At 62.6% G+C, this 15,880-nt stretch carries 14 protein-coding genes; 4 read left to right on the top strand and 10 right to left on the bottom strand.

The window, feature by feature from the left end; translation table 11 throughout:
• The first annotated feature begins 20 nt into the window (after positions 1-20).
• Complete coding sequence (locus tag CE636_RS23435) at positions 21-743, top strand: ABC transporter ATP-binding protein (RefSeq protein ID WP_017900923.1); 723 nt, start codon at positions 21-23, stop codon at positions 741-743.
• Here the strand turns inward: CE636_RS23435 and bioD are convergent.
• From bioD to bioB, 4 genes are read right to left on the bottom strand one after another with little or no spacing between them, the layout of a single operon-like run.
• Positions 685-1,407 (bottom strand): dethiobiotin synthase, encoded by a 723-nt coding sequence (bioD, locus tag CE636_RS23430; protein ID WP_004886117.1) that lies wholly within the window; start codon positions 1,405-1,407, stop codon positions 685-687. The genes CE636_RS23435 and bioD overlap by 59 nt on opposite strands.
• Entirely contained in the window at positions 1,400-2,155 is a 756-nt protein-coding gene (gene bioC, locus CE636_RS23425) for a malonyl-ACP O-methyltransferase BioC (RefSeq protein ID WP_004886115.1), read from the bottom strand. Before bioC ends, bioD begins: the two co-directional genes overlap by 8 nt.
• Complete coding sequence (bioF, locus tag CE636_RS23420) at positions 2,139-3,296, bottom strand: 8-amino-7-oxononanoate synthase (protein ID WP_017900924.1); 1,158 nt, start codon at positions 3,294-3,296, stop codon at positions 2,139-2,141. Before bioF ends, bioC begins: the two co-directional genes overlap by 17 nt.
• Entirely contained in the window at positions 3,293-4,333 is a 1,041-nt protein-coding gene (gene bioB / locus CE636_RS23415) for a biotin synthase BioB (RefSeq protein WP_004886109.1), read from the bottom strand. Before bioB ends, bioF begins: the two co-directional genes overlap by 4 nt.
• An 85-nt stretch (positions 4,334-4,418) precedes the next feature.
• On the opposite strand from bioB, the gene bioA reads away from it, so the two are divergent.
• Both bioA and CE636_RS23405 read left to right on the top strand, forming a co-directional pair.
• A complete protein-coding gene (bioA, locus tag CE636_RS23410) occupies positions 4,419-5,708 on the top strand; it encodes an adenosylmethionine--8-amino-7-oxononanoate transaminase (RefSeq protein ID WP_025999311.1) in 1,290 nt (429 codons plus the stop codon).
• A 70-nt stretch (positions 5,709-5,778) separates the two neighbouring features.
• Positions 5,779-6,255 carry a kinase inhibitor gene (locus CE636_RS23405; RefSeq protein ID WP_002895575.1) on the top strand — a complete coding sequence of 159 codons (477 nt, stop codon included), beginning with the start codon at positions 5,779-5,781 and terminating at the stop codon, positions 6,253-6,255.
• A gap of 240 nt (positions 6,256-6,495) precedes the next feature.
• On the opposite strand, the gene CE636_RS23400 is transcribed toward CE636_RS23405, so the two are convergent.
• The 6 genes from CE636_RS23400 to hutI all read right to left on the bottom strand — a co-directional run bounded on the left by CE636_RS23400 (position 6,496) and on the right by hutI (position 14,335).
• Positions 6,496-7,878 (bottom strand): amino acid permease, encoded by a 1,383-nt coding sequence (locus CE636_RS23400; protein ID WP_004886104.1) that lies wholly within the window; start codon positions 7,876-7,878, stop codon positions 6,496-6,498.
• Between the two features lie 98 nt (positions 7,879-7,976).
• Positions 7,977-9,512: a histidine ammonia-lyase gene (hutH, locus tag CE636_RS23395; protein WP_023320006.1), complete on the bottom strand. Its 1,536-nt coding sequence runs from the start codon at positions 9,510-9,512 to the stop codon at positions 7,977-7,979.
• Positions 9,509-11,197 carry a urocanate hydratase gene (gene hutU / locus CE636_RS29440; protein WP_004886099.1) on the bottom strand — a complete coding sequence of 563 codons (1,689 nt, stop codon included), beginning with the start codon at positions 11,195-11,197 and terminating at the stop codon, positions 9,509-9,511. The genes hutH and hutU overlap by 4 nt, the downstream gene beginning before the upstream one ends.
• Before the next feature lie 142 nt (positions 11,198-11,339).
• A complete protein-coding gene (locus tag CE636_RS23385; RefSeq protein ID WP_017899626.1) occupies positions 11,340-12,065 on the bottom strand; it encodes a histidine utilization repressor in 726 nt (241 codons plus the stop codon).
• Between the two features lie 57 nt (positions 12,066-12,122).
• On the bottom strand, positions 12,123-13,079 hold the full coding sequence (gene hutG / locus CE636_RS23380; RefSeq protein ID WP_017899625.1) for a formimidoylglutamase: 957 nt from the start codon (positions 13,077-13,079) through the stop codon (positions 12,123-12,125).
• Positions 13,076-14,335 carry an imidazolonepropionase gene (gene hutI, locus CE636_RS23375; protein ID WP_075205480.1) on the bottom strand — a complete coding sequence of 420 codons (1,260 nt, stop codon included), beginning with the start codon at positions 14,333-14,335 and terminating at the stop codon, positions 13,076-13,078. The genes hutG and hutI overlap by 4 nt, the downstream gene beginning before the upstream one ends.
• Positions 14,336-14,549: 214 nt before the next feature.
• Here hutI and CE636_RS23370 point away from each other — a divergent pair, with 214 nt between their 5' ends.
• Complete coding sequence (locus CE636_RS23370; RefSeq protein ID WP_004886081.1) at positions 14,550-15,833, top strand: putative acyl-CoA thioester hydrolase; 1,284 nt, start codon at positions 14,550-14,552, stop codon at positions 15,831-15,833.
• Positions 15,834-15,880: the final 47 nt, after the last annotated feature.

Below are 15,880 nucleotides of genomic sequence, written 5' to 3'. Positions count from 1 at the left end.
AGGATAAGGAGAAAACGTCCATGTTGAATTTACAGGCAGTAAATCACTTTTACGGCAACCAGCATTCGCTGTGGAATGTCGATCTTGAACTACGCCCGGGGGAGTGCATTGGCGTACTGGGACGCGAGGGCATGGGAAAAACCACCCTGGTTAACTGCATTGCCGGGCACCTGCCGGTGGCCAGCGGCCGGATGACCTGGCATGACATTGGCGCCCCGCCGCAGGATCTCACCCCCCTGTCGGCCCAGTCGCGCAGCGCCATCGGTATCGGCTATGTGCCGCAGGATAAACGCATCTTTTCGCAGCTCAGCGTGGAAGAGAATCTGCATATTGCCCTCGCGGCCGGGAAACCCGGGGCTAACGCCAGCGGCGGCGAAATCTATGAGCATTTTCCCGAACTCTATGCCCTACGGCAGCGCAAAGGCGCCTCGCTGAGCGACGACGATCAGTACCAACTGGCGCTGGCCAGGGCGCTGATTGTCCAGCCTCGGCTGCTGATCCTTGATGAACCCTCGCGCGGCAGAGGGCCGCGCTGTCTGCAAAAGCTGGCGGATCTGCTGCTGCGGTTGAATCGCGATATCGGCCTGACGGTGCTGCTCGCCGAGCAGCACCTGCCCTTTATCCGCCGGGTGGCGGATCGTTTCTGTGTTTTGCACCGGGGCCGTAACGTCGCCGAAGGAGATATTATGGCGCTGGATGAACCGCTGCTGGCGCAGTGGATGACGCCGGATCCAGCGCCCTGAGATCCAGATGCTGGCCGAGATCGTCGCGCTGCGCGATATCGGCAAGCCACGGTATTTCGCCGAGGAACGGCGCGGCCAGCCGGTTTTTCAGCGTCGCCAGATACTCGGCGTGGCGCTTGCCCGGCGGCTGCACGTCATTGGCGATCCACCCCGCGAGCGGCAGCCCTGCCTGGCGTACCGCCTGGGCGGTAAGCATCGCGTGATTGATGCAGCCGAGCTTGACGCCCACCACCAGAATCACCGGCAGCTGCTCCGCCTGCGCCCAGTCGGCAAAGGTCAGGGTTTCCGACAGCGGCGTAAACCAGCCGCCGGCCCCTTCCACCAGCACCCAGTCGGCGAGGCGTTCTAACTCGCGCAGCCCGCTGGAGAGCCTCGCCGCGGCGATCGGCCGCCCTTCGTCGGCGCTGATGATGTGCGGTGAGGTCGGCTCGGCGAAGGTATACGGGTTAACCTGTTCATAGCGCAGCGCGACCCGGCTATGACGCTGCAGCGCCAGCGCGTCTTCATTACGCAGCCCTGCGGCGGTAAGCTCGCTGCCGGAAGCCACCGGCTTGTAGCCAGCGGTGTGAAAACCCAGCTGATTCGCCGCCTGCAGCAGGGCGCTGCTGGCGATGGTTTTCCCGACTTCAGTATCGGTCCCGGTGACAAAAAAACGTTTAGTCACGCTCAATGACTCCTGTAAAAAGAGAATACGTCAGCGGGCAGACGCCCTGCCGCTGCGGCCAGGCCAGCTGTAGCTCGCGCAGTTTGCCGCGACCAAGCGGGGCCGATGCCCGCCCCTGGTGCAAATGGGTGGCGCCGATGCCCTTCAGCGATCGCATGGCGCTCAGCGCGTCGGCGAACGGCAGGCTAATCTGATGCACCTCGCCGGACGCCCGCAGGCCGCTCAGCGCCGCGCGCACCGCCGCTTCGCTGAGAAAACGGTTGGCATGCGGCCGGTCGTCGATGGCCTGCCACGCCTGATTGAGCTCCGGCAGCGAGTCGGCCAGCAGCGTGCTAAACGCCACCCTGCCGCCGGGGCGCACCACCCGGTACAGCTCGCCAAGGGCGGCGCGCAGATCGTCGCACCACTGCACCGCCAGATTGCTCCACGCCAGATCGACGCAGGCGTCCGGCAGCGGCAGCGCCTCAATGTCGCCCAGCAGGTAATACTGGGCGGCGTCGTTACGCTGCGCCTCTGCCAGCATCCCGGGGGAGAGATCCAGCGCGGTCACCACGCTGCCCGCCTCACGCCAGCGGCGGCTCATGCCGCCGGGGCCGCAGCCAGCATCCAGCACCCGGGGAAAATCGCGACGCGCCAGCTGGCGCAGCAGCAATTCCGCGCTGCGCCGCTGCAGTTCATCATGTTGCGAATAGCCGCCGGCCGCCCGGCCAAACGCCGCGGCCACCGCCTGCTTATTCACCGTGGCCATGCAGCACCTCCAGTAAACGGTTAATGTCCTCAGCCTGATGGGCGGCGGTCAGGGTCAGGCGCAGACGAGCGCTGCCGACCGGCACCGTCGGTGGACGGATCGCCGTCGTCCAGCAGCCCGCGTCGCGCAGACGTGCGGCCAGGCTCAGCGCCCGGCCGTTATCGCCGACGATCAGCGGCTGGATCGCGCTGACGGAGTCGGTCAACCCCAGCGACACCTCGCCCATCCCCTCACGGAACTGACGGATGCGGGCGGCCAGGATGTCGCGACGCTGCTGTCCTTCATTGCTGCGAATGATCCGCAGGGCGGCGCTCAGCGCCACCGCCTGGGCGGGCGGCATCGCGGTGCTGTAGATCAAATGACGGGCAAACTGCAGCAGATAATCGGCCATTGCTTCGTCGCACAGCACCGCCGCGCCGCTGACGCCGAAGGCCTTGCCGAAGGTAACCACCAGCAGCTCAGGGCGCACCGCCTGTGCGGCGCAGCTCCCGCGTCCTTCGTCGCCGACCACGCCGACGCCGTGGGCGTCATCCACCAGCAACAATGCCCCTGCTGCCTGCGCCGCGGCGTGAATGGCCGCCAGCGGCGCGCTGTCGCCATCCATGCTGAAAATGCCTTCAGTGACCGCCAATTGTTCGCCCGCCAGCGGCTTAGCCAGCAGTTGCGCGAGCTGCTGCGGATCGTTGTGAGCGAAACGGCGTAGCTGCGCCGGGCTGAGGCTTGCCGCCTCCAGCAGGGAGGCGTGGCTCAGGCGGTCGGCCACGATCCGATCCTCTTTATCCGCCAGGGCGGCGATCAGCGCCTGATTGGCGGCAAAGCCGGAGATAAACAGCAATGCGCGCGGATAGCCCAGCCAGTCGGCAAGTTCCTCTTCCAGCGCGCGGTGGGCCTCGTTATAGCCGCTTACGTGTCCCGAACCGCCGGAACCGACGCCATAACGTTCCGCCCCCTGCTGCCAGGCGGCGATAATCGCCGGATGCTGGCTCAGGCCAAGATAGTCATTACTGGAGAAGTTAAGCCAGCGCTCCCCTTCCCGCGCCAGCCAGCGCCCGGCGCCGTGCGTCACCGGCAGGCGGCGGCGAAGAGCATCCGCCGCCCGTCGCTCGTCCAGCGCCCGATCGATTCGCTGCCGCCAGGTCATAGCACCGCCGCGTTGTAGTATTCCTCAGTGTCCGGGGTGAGTAAGGCCTGCTCCAGACGCTGCTGCTGCTCATTATCACCTTCCAGCACCGCCGTCTGCTGCGGGTTGATCCCCAGCTTGCGGAACAGTTGCAGGTCTTTATCTTCTTCCGGATTAGGCGTCGTCAGCAGTTTGCAGCCATAGAAAATCGAGTTCGCCCCGGCCATAAAGCACATCGCCTGGGTCTGCTCGTTCATCTGCTCGCGGCCGGCGGAGAGACGCACGTAAGAGGTGGGCATCATGATGCGCGCGATGGCGATAGTGCGAATAAAATCGAAAGCGTCGACATCGTCGTTATCCGCCAGCGGCGTACCTTTGACCTTCACCAACATGTTGATCGGTACGCTTTCCGGCGGCGTGGGCAGGTTAGCCAACTGCAGCAGCAGGCCGGCGCGGTCTTTCACGGTCTCCCCCAGCCCGACGATACCGCCGGAGCAGACTTTGATCCCGGCGTCACGCACTTTGTCCAGGGTATCCAGGCGCTCCTGGTAGGTGCGGGTGGTGATGATGTTGCCGTAAAATTCCGGCGAGGTATCGAGGTTGTGGTTGTAGTAATCGAGGCCCGCCTCGGCCAGGCGCTGCGCCTGGCTGTCTGTCAGAGTGCCAAGCGTCATGCACGACTCCAGCCCCAGGGCCTTCACCCCTTTCACCATCTGCTCCAGATACGGCATATCGCGGTCATTGGGGTTTTTCCACGCCGCGCCCATGCAGAAGCGGGTCGAGCCGGCGTTTTTCGCCTGACGCGCTGATTCCAGCACCTGCTCGACTTCCATCAGGCGCTCGGTTTCGAGCCCGGTTTTATAGCGCGCGCTCTGCGGACAATATTTACAATCTTCCGGGCAGGCGCCGGTTTTGATCGACAGCAGGGTGCTGACCTGCACCTGGCGCGGATCAAAGTGTTGCCGGTGGATTTGCTGCGCTTCGAATAACAGATCGATGAGCGGTTTATTAAATAATTCAGTTACTTGCGACATTGTCCAACGTACGTGGTGAGCCATTGGCTTCTCCAAAGGGTTTTGTTAATTTACGGTTCGGTTTATACTCGTAAACCTAAATGTTTTCAAAATGGTTTACAAGTCGCTTATGACCCTGGACGATCTCGCCTTCGATCGGCGCCACATCTGGCACCCCTACACCTCTATGACTTCCCCCCTGCCGGTCTACCCGGTGGTTTCCGCCCACGGTTGCGAGCTGTCCCTCGCCGGCGGCGAACAACTGGTTGACGGTATGTCCTCCTGGTGGGCGGCAATCCACGGCTACAATCACCCGCGTCTTAATGCGGCGATGAAAGCGCAAATCGACCAGATGTCGCACGTCATGTTCGGCGGGATCACTCACCCCTCGGCGGTGGCCCTGTGCCGCCAGCTGGTGACAATGACTCCGGAATCGCTGGAGTGCGTTTTCCTCGCTGATTCCGGTTCGGTGGCGGTTGAGGTGGCGATGAAAATGGCCCTGCAGTACTGGCAGGCGAAAGGCCAATCGCGTCGACGTTTCCTGACCTTCCGCAATGGCTATCACGGCGATACCTTCGGCGCGATGTCGGTCTGCGATCCGCAGAACTCGATGCACAGCCTGTGGCAGGGCTATCTGCCGGATAACCTGTTCGCCCCCGCGCCGCAGAGCCGCTTTGACGGCGAGTGGGATGAAATGGATATAGTGCCCTTTGCCCGCCTGATGGCCGCGCACCGTCACGACATCGCCGCGGTGATCCTCGAACCGATCGTACAGGGCGCGGGCGGGATGCGGATGTACCATCCGGAGTGGCTGAAGCGGGTGCGTAAAATGTGCGACCGGGAAGGGATACTGCTGATCGCCGATGAGATTGCCACCGGCTTTGGCCGCACCGGCAAGCTGTTCGCCTGTGAACACGCCGGGATTACCGCCGACATATTGTGTCTGGGCAAGGCGCTGACCGGCGGCACCATGACCCTCTCCGCCGCGCTGACCACCCGCGAGGTGGCGGAAACCATCAGCAACGGTGAAGCTGGCTGCTTTATGCACGGCCCGACCTTTATGGGCAACCCGCTGGCCTGCGCGGTGGCCAGCGAAAGCCTGCGCCTGCTGGAGAGCGGCGAATGGCAGCGGCAGGTGGCGGCGATTGAAGCCCAGCTGCTGGCCGAGCTGGCGCCGGCGCGGGGATCCGCCCTGGTCGCCGATGTCCGCGTGCTGGGCGCTATTGGCGTGGTTGAAAGCCGTCGCCCGGTCAATATGGCTGCCCTGCAGCGCTTTTTCGTCGAGCAGGGGGTGTGGATCCGCCCGTTTGGCCGCCTGATCTATTTGATGCCGCCGTACATCATCGCGCCTGAACAGCTGTCCCGCCTGACCCGCGCCGTTAACCTGGCGGTGCAGGACGAAACATTTTTTAGCGAATAAATAGCGGAATTGCGTCGTGGTGCAGGCTACACTTCCAGGTTAATCAGCGCATTATCAATGAGGATGAAGCATGAAACTGATCAGTCACGATCTCCAGGACGGCGGTAAGCTGCCTAATCGTCACGTCTTCAACGGCATGGGCTACGATGGCGACAATATTTCGCCGCATCTGATGTGGGATGATGTGCCCGCGGGAACCAAAAGCTTTGTGGTGACCTGCTACGATCCGGATGCGCCGACCGGCTCCGGCTGGTGGCACTGGGTGGTGGCTAACCTGCCTGCGGATACCCGCGTCCTGCCCCAGGGGGCCGGTTCCGGTCAGGCGGAGCTGCCGGAAGAGGCCGTTCAGACCCGCACCGATTTTGGCAAGGCGGGATACGGCGGCGCAGCCCCGCCGAAGGGCGAAACCCACCGCTATATCTTTACCGTCCACGCCCTGGACGTCGAGAAAATTGAAGTGGATGCCGAGGCCAGCGGCGCAATGGTCGGCTTTAACGTCCATTTCCATTCCCTCGCCAGCGCCTCCATCACCGCCCTGTTCAGTTAATCTCCCCCCGGATAGCGGCTGTCGCCTTATCCGGGCTACTTGCGGCGCCATTTGTTTTTCGGGTGGCGCTGCGCTTACCCGACCTACAATACCCCCAGGCCCACGCAAGCGCAGCGCCGCCGGGCGATTGCCGCGGGCACGGAGCCGCTTTTATGCCGGGCGGCGGCTGACGCCTTGCCCGGCCTACGGTCCGTGCCATTTGTAGCCCCGGTAAGCGCAGCGCCACCGGGGAAATTGGCCTTACTGTTCAGTGGCTACCTGCAGCGCCGTTTTACGCACCCGCGCGTACCACACCACCGTCAGCAGCCCGAGCCAGACCAGGCCGGCAATCAGCGCCATCCGCGTCTCAGCAAACATCCCCAGCACCGCGATAACCAGCCCCATAAACAGCAGCGTCAACAGCGGCGCAACTGGCCAGAACGGGACGGGGAAGGCAATCTGGCTGCGCTCTTCGGCAGACAAACTACGGCGCATGGCGAAATGGGACAGCAGGATCATCAGCCACACCCACACCGTGGCGAATGCCGCCAGCGAAGCAATCAGCACAAAGACCTGCTCGGGGATCAGATAGTTCAGCACCACCGCCGCCAGCAGCGCGCCGCCCATGACCACCACCGTCATCCAGGGGACGCCGTTGCTGGCGATGCGCTGGAAGCTTTTCGGCGCCAGCCCCTCTTTCGACATGCCGTACATCATGCGCCCGGCGCCGAAGATATCGCTGTTAATTGCCGAAATGCTGGCGCTGATCACGATGATGTTAAGGATTGTCGCCGCCGCCGGGATCCCCAGACCGTCGAAAATCAGCACAAACGGACTCCCCTGCTCGCCAAAGCTGTTCCACGGGAAAATCGCCATCAGCACCGCCAGGGTGCAGACGTAGAACAGGATAATACGCAGCGGAATGGTATTGATGGCCTGCGGGATGACCTTTTTCGGATCTTTCGCTTCCGCGGCGGTGACGCCGATAATCTCCACCCCGCCGAAAGCGAACATCACGATGCCAAGCGAAGCGATAACGCCCTGCCAGCCGTTAGGAGCAAAGCCGCCGTGGCTCCACAGATTTTCCAGACCGGTAGCCGGGAAGCTATGGCCGAAGCCAAAGAAGATGATCCCGGCGCCCGCCAGCATCATGGCGATAATCGCCACCACCTTCACCAGCGACAGCCAGAACTCCATCTCGCCGAACACCCGCACGTTGCACAGGTTCATGGCGCCGATAAAGAAGATGATGCTGAGGATCCAGATCCAGCGCGGGACATCGGGATACCACAATCCCATATAGATGCCGAAGGCGGTGACGTCGGCCAGGGCGACGATCACCATTTCAAAAGTATAGGTCCAGCCGGTAATAAACCCGGCCAGCGGCCCGAGATACTGGCGGGCGTAGCTGCCGAAGGAGCCGGAAACCGGGTTGCGCACCGCCATCTCGCCCAGCGCGCGCATGACGATAAACACCGCCGCGCCGCCAATCAGATAGGCCAGCAGCACCGCCGGGCCCGCCGCCTTGATGGCGGAGGCCGAGCCATAGAACAGCCCGGTGCCGATAGCGGAGCCGAGCGCAATAAATCGAATGTGTCGGGCATTGAGCCCGCGCAGCAGATGTGGCTTGTGTTGTTGTTGCATATACAGGTGTCCTGGTTTTTTTATATGACGACAAATATGCGATGTAGGGCGGTCGGGGGAATGACTTCCCCCGACGCGGGTACAGAGAACAACGGTGATTAGTGCAGGCCTGGCAGTACGGCAGGCAGCAGACGCGTCAGGTGACGGGCCGCCAGAAGTGCAATGGCATTATCGATATCCGGGGCGAAGTAGCGATCCTGCGTATAATGAGGGACACGTTCGCGCAGCAGATGACGCGCTTCTTCCAGCAGTGGGCTGGTGGTCAGCCCTTCGCGCATATCCAGCCCCTGCGCCGCCGCCAGCCACTCAACGGCCAATACGCCGCGGGTGTTCTCGGCCATCGCCCACAGGCGGCGACCGGCCGCCGGCGCCATCGAGACGTGGTCTTCCTGGTTGGCGGAGGTCGGCAGGCTGTCGACGCTGTGCGGGTGCGATAGCGCTTTGTTTTCACTGGCCAGCGCCGCCGCCGTGACCTGGGCAATCATAAACCCGGAGTTCACCCCGCCGTTTTTCACGAGGAACGGCGGCAGCTGCGACATATGGCTGTCCATCATCAGCGCGATGCGGCGCTCGGAGAGCGAGCCGATTTCGGCGATCGCCAGCGCGATATTATCCGCGGCCATCGCCACCGGCTCGGCGTGGAAGTTACCGCCGGAGATGACGTCATTTTCAGCGGCAAAGACCAGCGGGTTATCAGAGACCGCGTTGGCTTCGGCCAGCAGCACTTCCGCCGCCTGGCGGATCTGGGTCAGGCAGGCGCCCATCACCTGCGGCTGACAGCGCAGGGAGTACGGGTCCTGCACCTTGCTGCAGTTATGGTGCGACTGCGAGATCGCGCTATCGTCGGTCAGCAGATGGCGATACAGCGCCGCCGCATCAATCTGCCCGCGCTGGCCGCGTACCTCATGAATACGCGCATCGAACGGACGACGAGAACCCAGCGCCGCTTCGGTGGTTAACGCCCCGCAAACGACCGCGGAGGCGAACAGATCTTCGGCTTCGAACAAACCGCGCAGGGCAAAAGCGGTCGAGGCCTGGGTGCCGTTGAGTAGCGCCAGCCCCTCTTTCGCCGCCAGGGTAATCGGCTCCAGCCCAACCTGACGCAGCGCTTCGGTGGCCGGCAGCCATTCGCCGCCGCGTACCCGCGCTTTGCCTTCGCCAAGCAGGGTCAGCGACATATGCGCCAGCGGCGCGAGGTCGCCGGAGGCGCCGACGGAACCTTTCGCCGGGATCCACGGCGTCACGCCGGCATTCACCAGGCCAATCAGCGCCTGGATCACGCTCAGGCGGATCCCGGAGAAACCGCGGGACAGGCTGTTAATCTTCAGCACCATAATCAGGCGCGCCAGGTCATCGTCCAGCGGCTCGCCAACGCCCGCCGCATGGGACAGCACCAGCGAACGCTGCAGGTTCTCCAGATCTTCCGTCGAGATCCGGGTCTGCGCCAGCAGGCCAAAACCAGTGTTAATGCCGTAGGCGGTCCGCCCTTCGGCAAGGATGGCGTTGACGCAGGCCACGCTCTCATCGATGGCGGCAAACGCGCCGCTGTCGAGGGTAATATTCACCGGGTGGCTGTAGATGTCGCGGAGCTGCGACAGGCTGAGTTGACCCGGGATCAGAGTTAAAGATTTCATTTCGCGTTCCCCTGCGTTGCCGCGACCATCGGAAGATTGAGACCCTGTTCTGCTGCGCATTCAATGGCAATCTCGTACCCCGCGTCGGCATGACGCATCACACCGGTGGCCGGGTCGTTGTGCAGGACGCGGGCGATACGCGCCGCCGCTTCATCGGTGCCATCGCAGACGATAACCATCCCGGAGTGTTGCGAGAAGCCCATGCCTACCCCGCCGCCGTGGTGCAGCGACACCCAGGTCGCGCCGCTGGCGGTGTTGAGCAGGGCGTTGAGCAGCGGCCAGTCGGAGACCGCGTCAGAGCCGTCGCGCATCGCTTCGGTTTCGCGGTTTGGGCTGGCGACGGAGCCGGAGTCAAGGTGATCGCGGCCAATGACGATCGGCGCGGAGACTTCGCCGCTGCGCACCATTTCGTTAAACGCCAGGCCCAGCTTCTGCCGCCATTCCAGACCGACCCAGCAGATACGCGCCGGCAGCCCCTGGAAGCTGATGCGCTCGCGCGCCATATCCAGCCAGTGGTGCAGATGCTTATCATCCTTAATGATCTCTTTCACTTTGGCGTCGGTTTTGTAGATATCCTGCGGATCGCCGGAGAGCGCTACCCAGCGGAACGGTCCGATACCCCGACAGAACAGGGGGCGGATATAGGCCGGCACGAAGCCCGGGAAATCAAAGGCGTTGCTGACGCCCACTTCCTGAGCCATCTGGCGAATGTTGTTACCGTAGTCGAAGGTCGGGACCCCCATCTCATGGAAGGCCAGCATCGCCTGCACGTGGTCGGCCATCGAGCGTTTCGCCGCCAGAATGGTGCCCTGCGGATCGGATTCGGCTTTCTGCTGATACTCTTCCCAGCTCCAGCCTTTCGGCAGATAGCCGTGCAGCGGGTCGTGGGCGCTGGTCTGGTCGGTGACCATATCCGGGCGCACGCCGCGTTTCACCAGCTCCGGCACGATCTCCGCGGCGTTGCCGCACAGGGCGATGGAGATAGCGCGACCTTCGGCAGTGTATTTCTTGATGCGCGCCAGGGCGTCATCCAGAGAAGTAGCTTGTTCGTCCACATAGCGGGTGCGCAGACGGAAATCGATGCGGCTCTGCTGGCATTCAATGTTCAGCGAGCAGGCCCCGGCCAGCGTCGCGGCCAGCGGCTGCGCGCCGCCCATGCCGCCCAGCCCGGCGGTTAGCACCCAGCGGCCTTTCAGGCTGCCCTGATAGTGCTGACGACCGGCTTCGACGAAGGTTTCGTAGGTGCCCTGCACGATGCCCTGGCTGCCAATGTAGATCCAGCTGCCAGCGGTCATCTGGCCGTACATCGCCAGCCCTTTGGCATCCAGCTCGTTGAAGTGTTCCCAGGTCGCCCAGTGCGGGACCAGGTTGGAGTTAGCGATCAGCACGCGCGGCGAGTTTTCATGGGTTTTGAAAACGCCCACCGGCTTGCCGGACTGGACCAGCAGGGTTTCGTCGCTTTCCAGGTTCTTCAGCGCCTTCACGATAGCGTCATAGCATTCCCAGTTGCGCGCTGCGCGACCAATACCGCCATAGACCACCAGCTCGTGCGGGTTTTCGGCGACATCGGGATCGAGGTTATTCATTAACATACGCAGCGGGGCTTCGGTCAACCAGCTCTTCGCGGTCAGCGTCGTGCCTCTTGGCGCACGGACGTCCAGCTGGCGATATTTGCTTTGCGACATCGGGGTTTCTCCTGACAATGAACGTTGTTTACGTAGATACATATACTTGTCTATACAAGCATGCGCAAGCCAGGATTTAACAGAAATGATACAATTTTGTTATATTGCGTCAGCAATCACGTTTTGCTGACGCCAGAGTGGATCAGGAGCCAAAGCGGCCCTGCAGACGATAACGGCTGCCGGGGAACAGCAGGCGCGCGTGGGAAACGATGTGGGTTGTCGACCAGGTGCGGCGACGGATCAGCAGGCAGGGATCGTGGGCGTGAATATGCAGCAGCGCGCACTCTTCCGCCGTGGCCTGCACCGCTTCAACAATATGTTCACCTTCGGTTAACGGGGCGATCAGCGACAGATAATCATGGGGCGTGGTGGCGGTATAATCCTGCTGGAGATAGTTCGGCACCACCGCGGCATTGACGCAGCGATCTTCGATTTGTACCGGCACCTCGTTTTCGTAATGCACCATCAGCGAGTGAAAGATGCGGGTGCCTTCCGCTACGCTGAGCGCCGTCGCCTGAATATGATCCGCCCGGGTCTCCTCCAGCAGCAGCACCTCGCAGCGGTGCTGATGGTGACGGGCAAGAATTTCTTCGGCAATGCTGCGCACCTCAAACAGCGCCGACTGCCCTTTCGGTTCGGCGACAAAGGTCCCCACCCCTTGCAACCTGACCAGCAGGCCTTCATCCGTTAGCTCGCGCAGCGCGCGGTTGATGGTCATCCGGCTGAAGCCGAACTGGGCCACCAGCTCCGCTTCCGAAGGGATACGGTCATGCGGTCGCCAGACGCCGCTGTGAATTTTTTCACCGATAGCCTGCTTCACCTTCTCATAAAAAGGCGCGGGCGCGGAACGGGGTTGCTGTGAAAACATAGCCTGGCTTTCCTTTTGCAAAATGGGCGGCGAAACACCCAGAATATACCGGAATGGCTACTGCCACCAATGGGCGATTTGCCATGCCAGACGGGCCGCCGCGCGGGCGCCCTGACCGTCAATGTCAAACTGCGGGTTGAACTCCACCAGATCCACCGCCTGCAGCTTACCGCTGCGGCACAACGGCTCTACGATACGCAGCAGGGTCGCCAGCGGCACGCCCAGCGCCGCCGGCGCGGATACCGCCGGCATTTCGCGCGCCGGCAGCACGTCGAGATCGATAGTCAGATACAGACGGTCGAATTGCGCGATATTGCGCTCAAGCTCCGCCTGCACCCGGGTTTCGAAGGCCTCTAATACCTGTAGATCCTCCACAATAGCCACCTCGCGCCGCGCCGCTTCCTCCCAGAGCGCCTGGGTGTTGGCCGCCCGACTGACCCCGATGCAGGTATAGTGAAAACCGCGCTGCTGCGCGTCACACTCCAGCGCCAGCTGGCGGAACGGCGTCCCGGAGCTGGCGCACTCGGCAAAGCGCAGATCCAGATGCGCATCGAGGTTAATAATGCCCACTTTTTCGCCGGGGAAGGCATCCAGTATCCCGGCGCCGTGACCGAAGGCGGTCTCGTGGCCGCCGCCCAGTACCAGCGTGCGTTTGCCGGCGCGCTGGCAGGCGGTCACCGCCTCGCGCAGCGCCTGATGCGCGGCTTCCAGCTGGTCGCCTTCGACGCTAATCGTGCCCATATCCACGCAGCGGTCGTGGCCCTGATGGCTGGCCATATTGGCCAGCGCCCGGCGTAGGGTCGCCGGGCCGTCAGCCGCTCCGGTACGCCCTTTGTTGCGCCGGACGCCTTCGTCACAGGCGAAGCCGAGCAGCGCGATATCGCCGGGCATCTCCTGCGGCGCGAAGCGTTCGGCGCGGGGAATGGTCTGGAACAGACGCAGCGCATTCGGCGCTTCCGCGCTGTCGTCGCGACCTTGCCAAAGGTTAGCGGGGGTAGCTTGCCACAGCATCATTGTCGTTCTCCTCGTACCACACGCTGCCAGAGCGGACTGCGCCCCGGCTCATACACCATCTCGACCGGATGCTCGGCATCCCAGATGGCAAAGTTCGCCACAAAGCCCGCCGCCAGCTGGCCGTGGCTGTTCTGCCGCCCCAGCGCCCGCGCGGCATGGCGCGTCACGCCGGCCCACGCCTCTTCCGGCGTCAGGCCAAATTTGACGCAGGCCATGTTCATCGCCAGATGCAGGCTGGCGAAGGGGCTGGTGCCGGGGTTGAAATCCGTCGCCACCGCCATCGGCACCTGGAACTTGCGCAACAGTTCCACCGGCGGTTTGCGGGTTTCATTGAGGAAGTAGAACGCGCCGGGCAGCAGGGCCGCCACGGTGCCGCTCTCGCGCATCGCCGCCACCCCCTCTTCCGTCAGATATTCGATATGGTCGGCGGACAGTCCGTGATAACGGCTCACCAGCTGCGCGCCGCCCAGCGAGGAGAGCTGCTCAACGTGACCTTTAACCGGAATGCCTAGCGCCTGCGCCGCCTGAAACACCCGCTCGGTTTGCTGCGGGCTGAAACCGACGTTTTCGCAGAAGACGTCGACGCTTTCAAACAGCCCCTCCCGCCACAGCGTCGGCAGGATCGTCTCGCAGACCAGCGTAATATAGCCGTCGGCGTCGCCTTGATATTCCGGCGGCGTGGCGTGGGCAGAGAGCAGCGTCGCCGAAAGCTCGACGCCATTGTCGTCGGCCAGCTGGCGGGCGACCCGCAGCATTTTGCGCTCGTTTTGCAGATCGAGACCGTAGCCGGATTTGATCTCCAGAGTGGTCACCCCTTCACGCAGCAGGCGGGCCAGCCGCGGCTGGGCCAGCGCCAGCAGCTCGGCTTCGCTGCTGTCGCGGGTGGCGCGCACGGTGGCATTAATCCCCCCGCCGCTGGCGCTGATGGTCTGATAGGAGACGCCGTTCAGACGCTGCTCCCACTCCTGGGCCCGGCTGCCGCCGAAGACGAGATGGGTGTGGCAGTCGATTAATCCCGGCGTGACCAGCCGGCCTTCGAGATCGATCCTGCGCCCGCTGGGAAGGTCATCTTCGGCGACGATCGCCGCAATGCGACCGTCGCGGACCAGCAGCGCGTGGCGCTCCAGCAGACCGTATGGTTGAGCGTGGTCGGGGTTCAAGGTGGCGAGACGGGCGTTTCGCCAGATAACGAATTCGGAGGTAGCTTCAGTCATAGCGCTTAACTTGTCATGGGTTGTATAGACATTTATTTTCATAACGCCGGGAATGTCAACAAAAGCGCGACTAAATGTTATTTATTTGTGACTAGGGACCGTCCCGGAACAGCGTTCATTGCGTAAAGAAGGTAAGTTTTTCAGCCCGCATCTTCCCGTTTCGTTCAAGTTAGTATAAAACAGCAGGTTTTAAAGGACTTATACCCTGGCGTCTCAGCCGGGGTATTTCACTACGCTTAATTTTGCCCGGAGCAACATGAACACATATTCCGTTTCCCGTCTGGCGCTGGCGCTGGCCTTCGGCGTGACGCTGTCCGCCTGTAGCTCGACGCCTGCCGATCAACAGCCCTCAACGCAGACTGCACCGGGCACCACCGCGCGTCCCATTCTGAACGCCGATGAAGCGAAAAACTTTACCCCGGCGGCCTATTTCCAGTCGCTGAACCCCAATGCCGCGGCCTGGACGCCGTCCGCCATCAGCCTGCCGGCGCAACCTGACTTTATCGTCGGCCCGGCGGGAACCCAGGGCGTGACCCATACCACCGTCCAGGCAGCGGTGGATGCGGCAATTGCCCGCCACTCTAACCGTCGCCTGTTTATCGCCATCATGCCGGGCGAATACCCGGGCACCGTCTACGTTCCGGCGGCGCCGGGCGCCCTGACTCTGTATGGTACCGGCGATAAACCGATTGACGTAAAAATCAGCGAAGCCATTGATTCTGAAATGGATCGCAACACCTGGCGTCGTCTGGTCAATCCGGGTGGCAAATACATGCCGGGCAAACCGGCGTGGTATATGTTCGACAGCTGCCAGAGCAAATCCACTGCCACCGTCGGCGTGATGTGCTCCGCGGTCTTCTGGTCGCAGAATAACGGCCTGCAGCTGCAGAACCTGACCATCGCCAACAACCTTGGCGACAGCGTCGATGCCGGTACCCACCAGGCCGTTGCCCTGCGCAGCGATGGCGACCAGGTGCAGATCGATAAGGTGAACATTCTTGGCCGCCAGAACACCTTCTTCGTGACCAACAGCGGCGTGCAGAACCGTCTGCAGGACAACCGTCAGACTCGCACCCTGGTAACCAACAGCTATATTGAAGGCGACGTGGATATCGTTTCTGGCCGTGGCGCCGTGGTGTTTGATAACACCGACTTCCGCGTGGTGAACTCCCGTACGCAGAAAGAAGCCTACGTTTTCGCCCCGGCAACGCTGAAAAGCGTAACCTACGGCTTCCTGGCGACTAACAGCCGCTTCACCGCCTCCGGGGATAACGTCGCGCAGCTCGGCCGCGCGCTGGATGTTGACGGCAACAGCAACGGTCAGGTCGTGATCCGCGACAGCGCCATCAATGAAGGCTTTAACATCGCCCAGCCGTGGGCGGCAGCGGTAGGCTCCGGCCGTCCGTTCAGCGGCAACACCGGCAGCGCGGATGACAAAGGCAATCTGCAGCGCAACCTCAACGACAACAGCTTCAACCGCATGTGGGAATATAACAACCGCGGCGTGGGAAGCAGCGTGGTCGCCGAGCCGAAACAGTAAAGCGCAACAAGCGTGAAGCATAATAAAAGAGGGGGCGATGCCCCCTC

It is taken from the genome of Klebsiella sp. LY, assembly GCF_004010915.1.
Classification (GTDB): Bacteria; Pseudomonadota; Gammaproteobacteria; order Enterobacterales; family Enterobacteriaceae; genus Klebsiella; species Klebsiella quasipneumoniae.
Note: the sequence above shows the minus strand (reverse complement) of the source record. Positions and strands in the feature narration are given on the sequence as shown.

What these genes read in the sequence shown, in the direction of transcription:
- CE636_RS23435 (WP_017900923.1), top strand. Translation starts at nt 21, where the DNA reads ATGTTGAATTTACAGGCAGTAAATCACTTTTACGGCAACCAGCATTCG.
- bioC (WP_004886115.1), bottom strand. Translation starts at nt 2,155, where the DNA reads ATGGCCACGGTGAATAAGCAGGCGGTGGCCGCGGCGTTTGGCCGGGCG.
- bioF (WP_017900924.1), bottom strand. Translation starts at nt 3,296, where the DNA reads ATGACCTGGCGGCAGCGAATCGATCGGGCGCTGGACGAGCGACGGGCG.
- bioB (WP_004886109.1), bottom strand. Translation starts at nt 4,333, where the DNA reads ATGGCTCACCACGTACGTTGGACAATGTCGCAAGTAACTGAATTATTT.
- bioA (WP_025999311.1), top strand. Translation starts at nt 4,419, where the DNA reads ATGACCCTGGACGATCTCGCCTTCGATCGGCGCCACATCTGGCACCCC.
- CE636_RS23405 (WP_002895575.1), top strand. Translation starts at nt 5,779, where the DNA reads ATGAAACTGATCAGTCACGATCTCCAGGACGGCGGTAAGCTGCCTAAT.
- CE636_RS23400 (WP_004886104.1), bottom strand. Translation starts at nt 7,878, where the DNA reads ATGCAACAACAACACAAGCCACATCTGCTGCGCGGGCTCAATGCCCGA.
- hutH (WP_023320006.1), bottom strand. Translation starts at nt 9,512, where the DNA reads ATGAAATCTTTAACTCTGATCCCGGGTCAACTCAGCCTGTCGCAGCTC.
- hutU (WP_004886099.1), bottom strand. Translation starts at nt 11,197, where the DNA reads ATGTCGCAAAGCAAATATCGCCAGCTGGACGTCCGTGCGCCAAGAGGC.
- CE636_RS23385 (WP_017899626.1), bottom strand. Translation starts at nt 12,065, where the DNA reads ATGTTTTCACAGCAACCCCGTTCCGCGCCCGCGCCTTTTTATGAGAAG.
- hutG (WP_017899625.1), bottom strand. Translation starts at nt 13,079, where the DNA reads ATGATGCTGTGGCAAGCTACCCCCGCTAACCTTTGGCAAGGTCGCGAC.
- hutI (WP_075205480.1), bottom strand. Translation starts at nt 14,335, where the DNA reads ATGAAAATAAATGTCTATACAACCCATGACAAGTTAAGCGCTATGACT.
- CE636_RS23370 (WP_004886081.1), top strand. Translation starts at nt 14,550, where the DNA reads ATGAACACATATTCCGTTTCCCGTCTGGCGCTGGCGCTGGCCTTCGGC.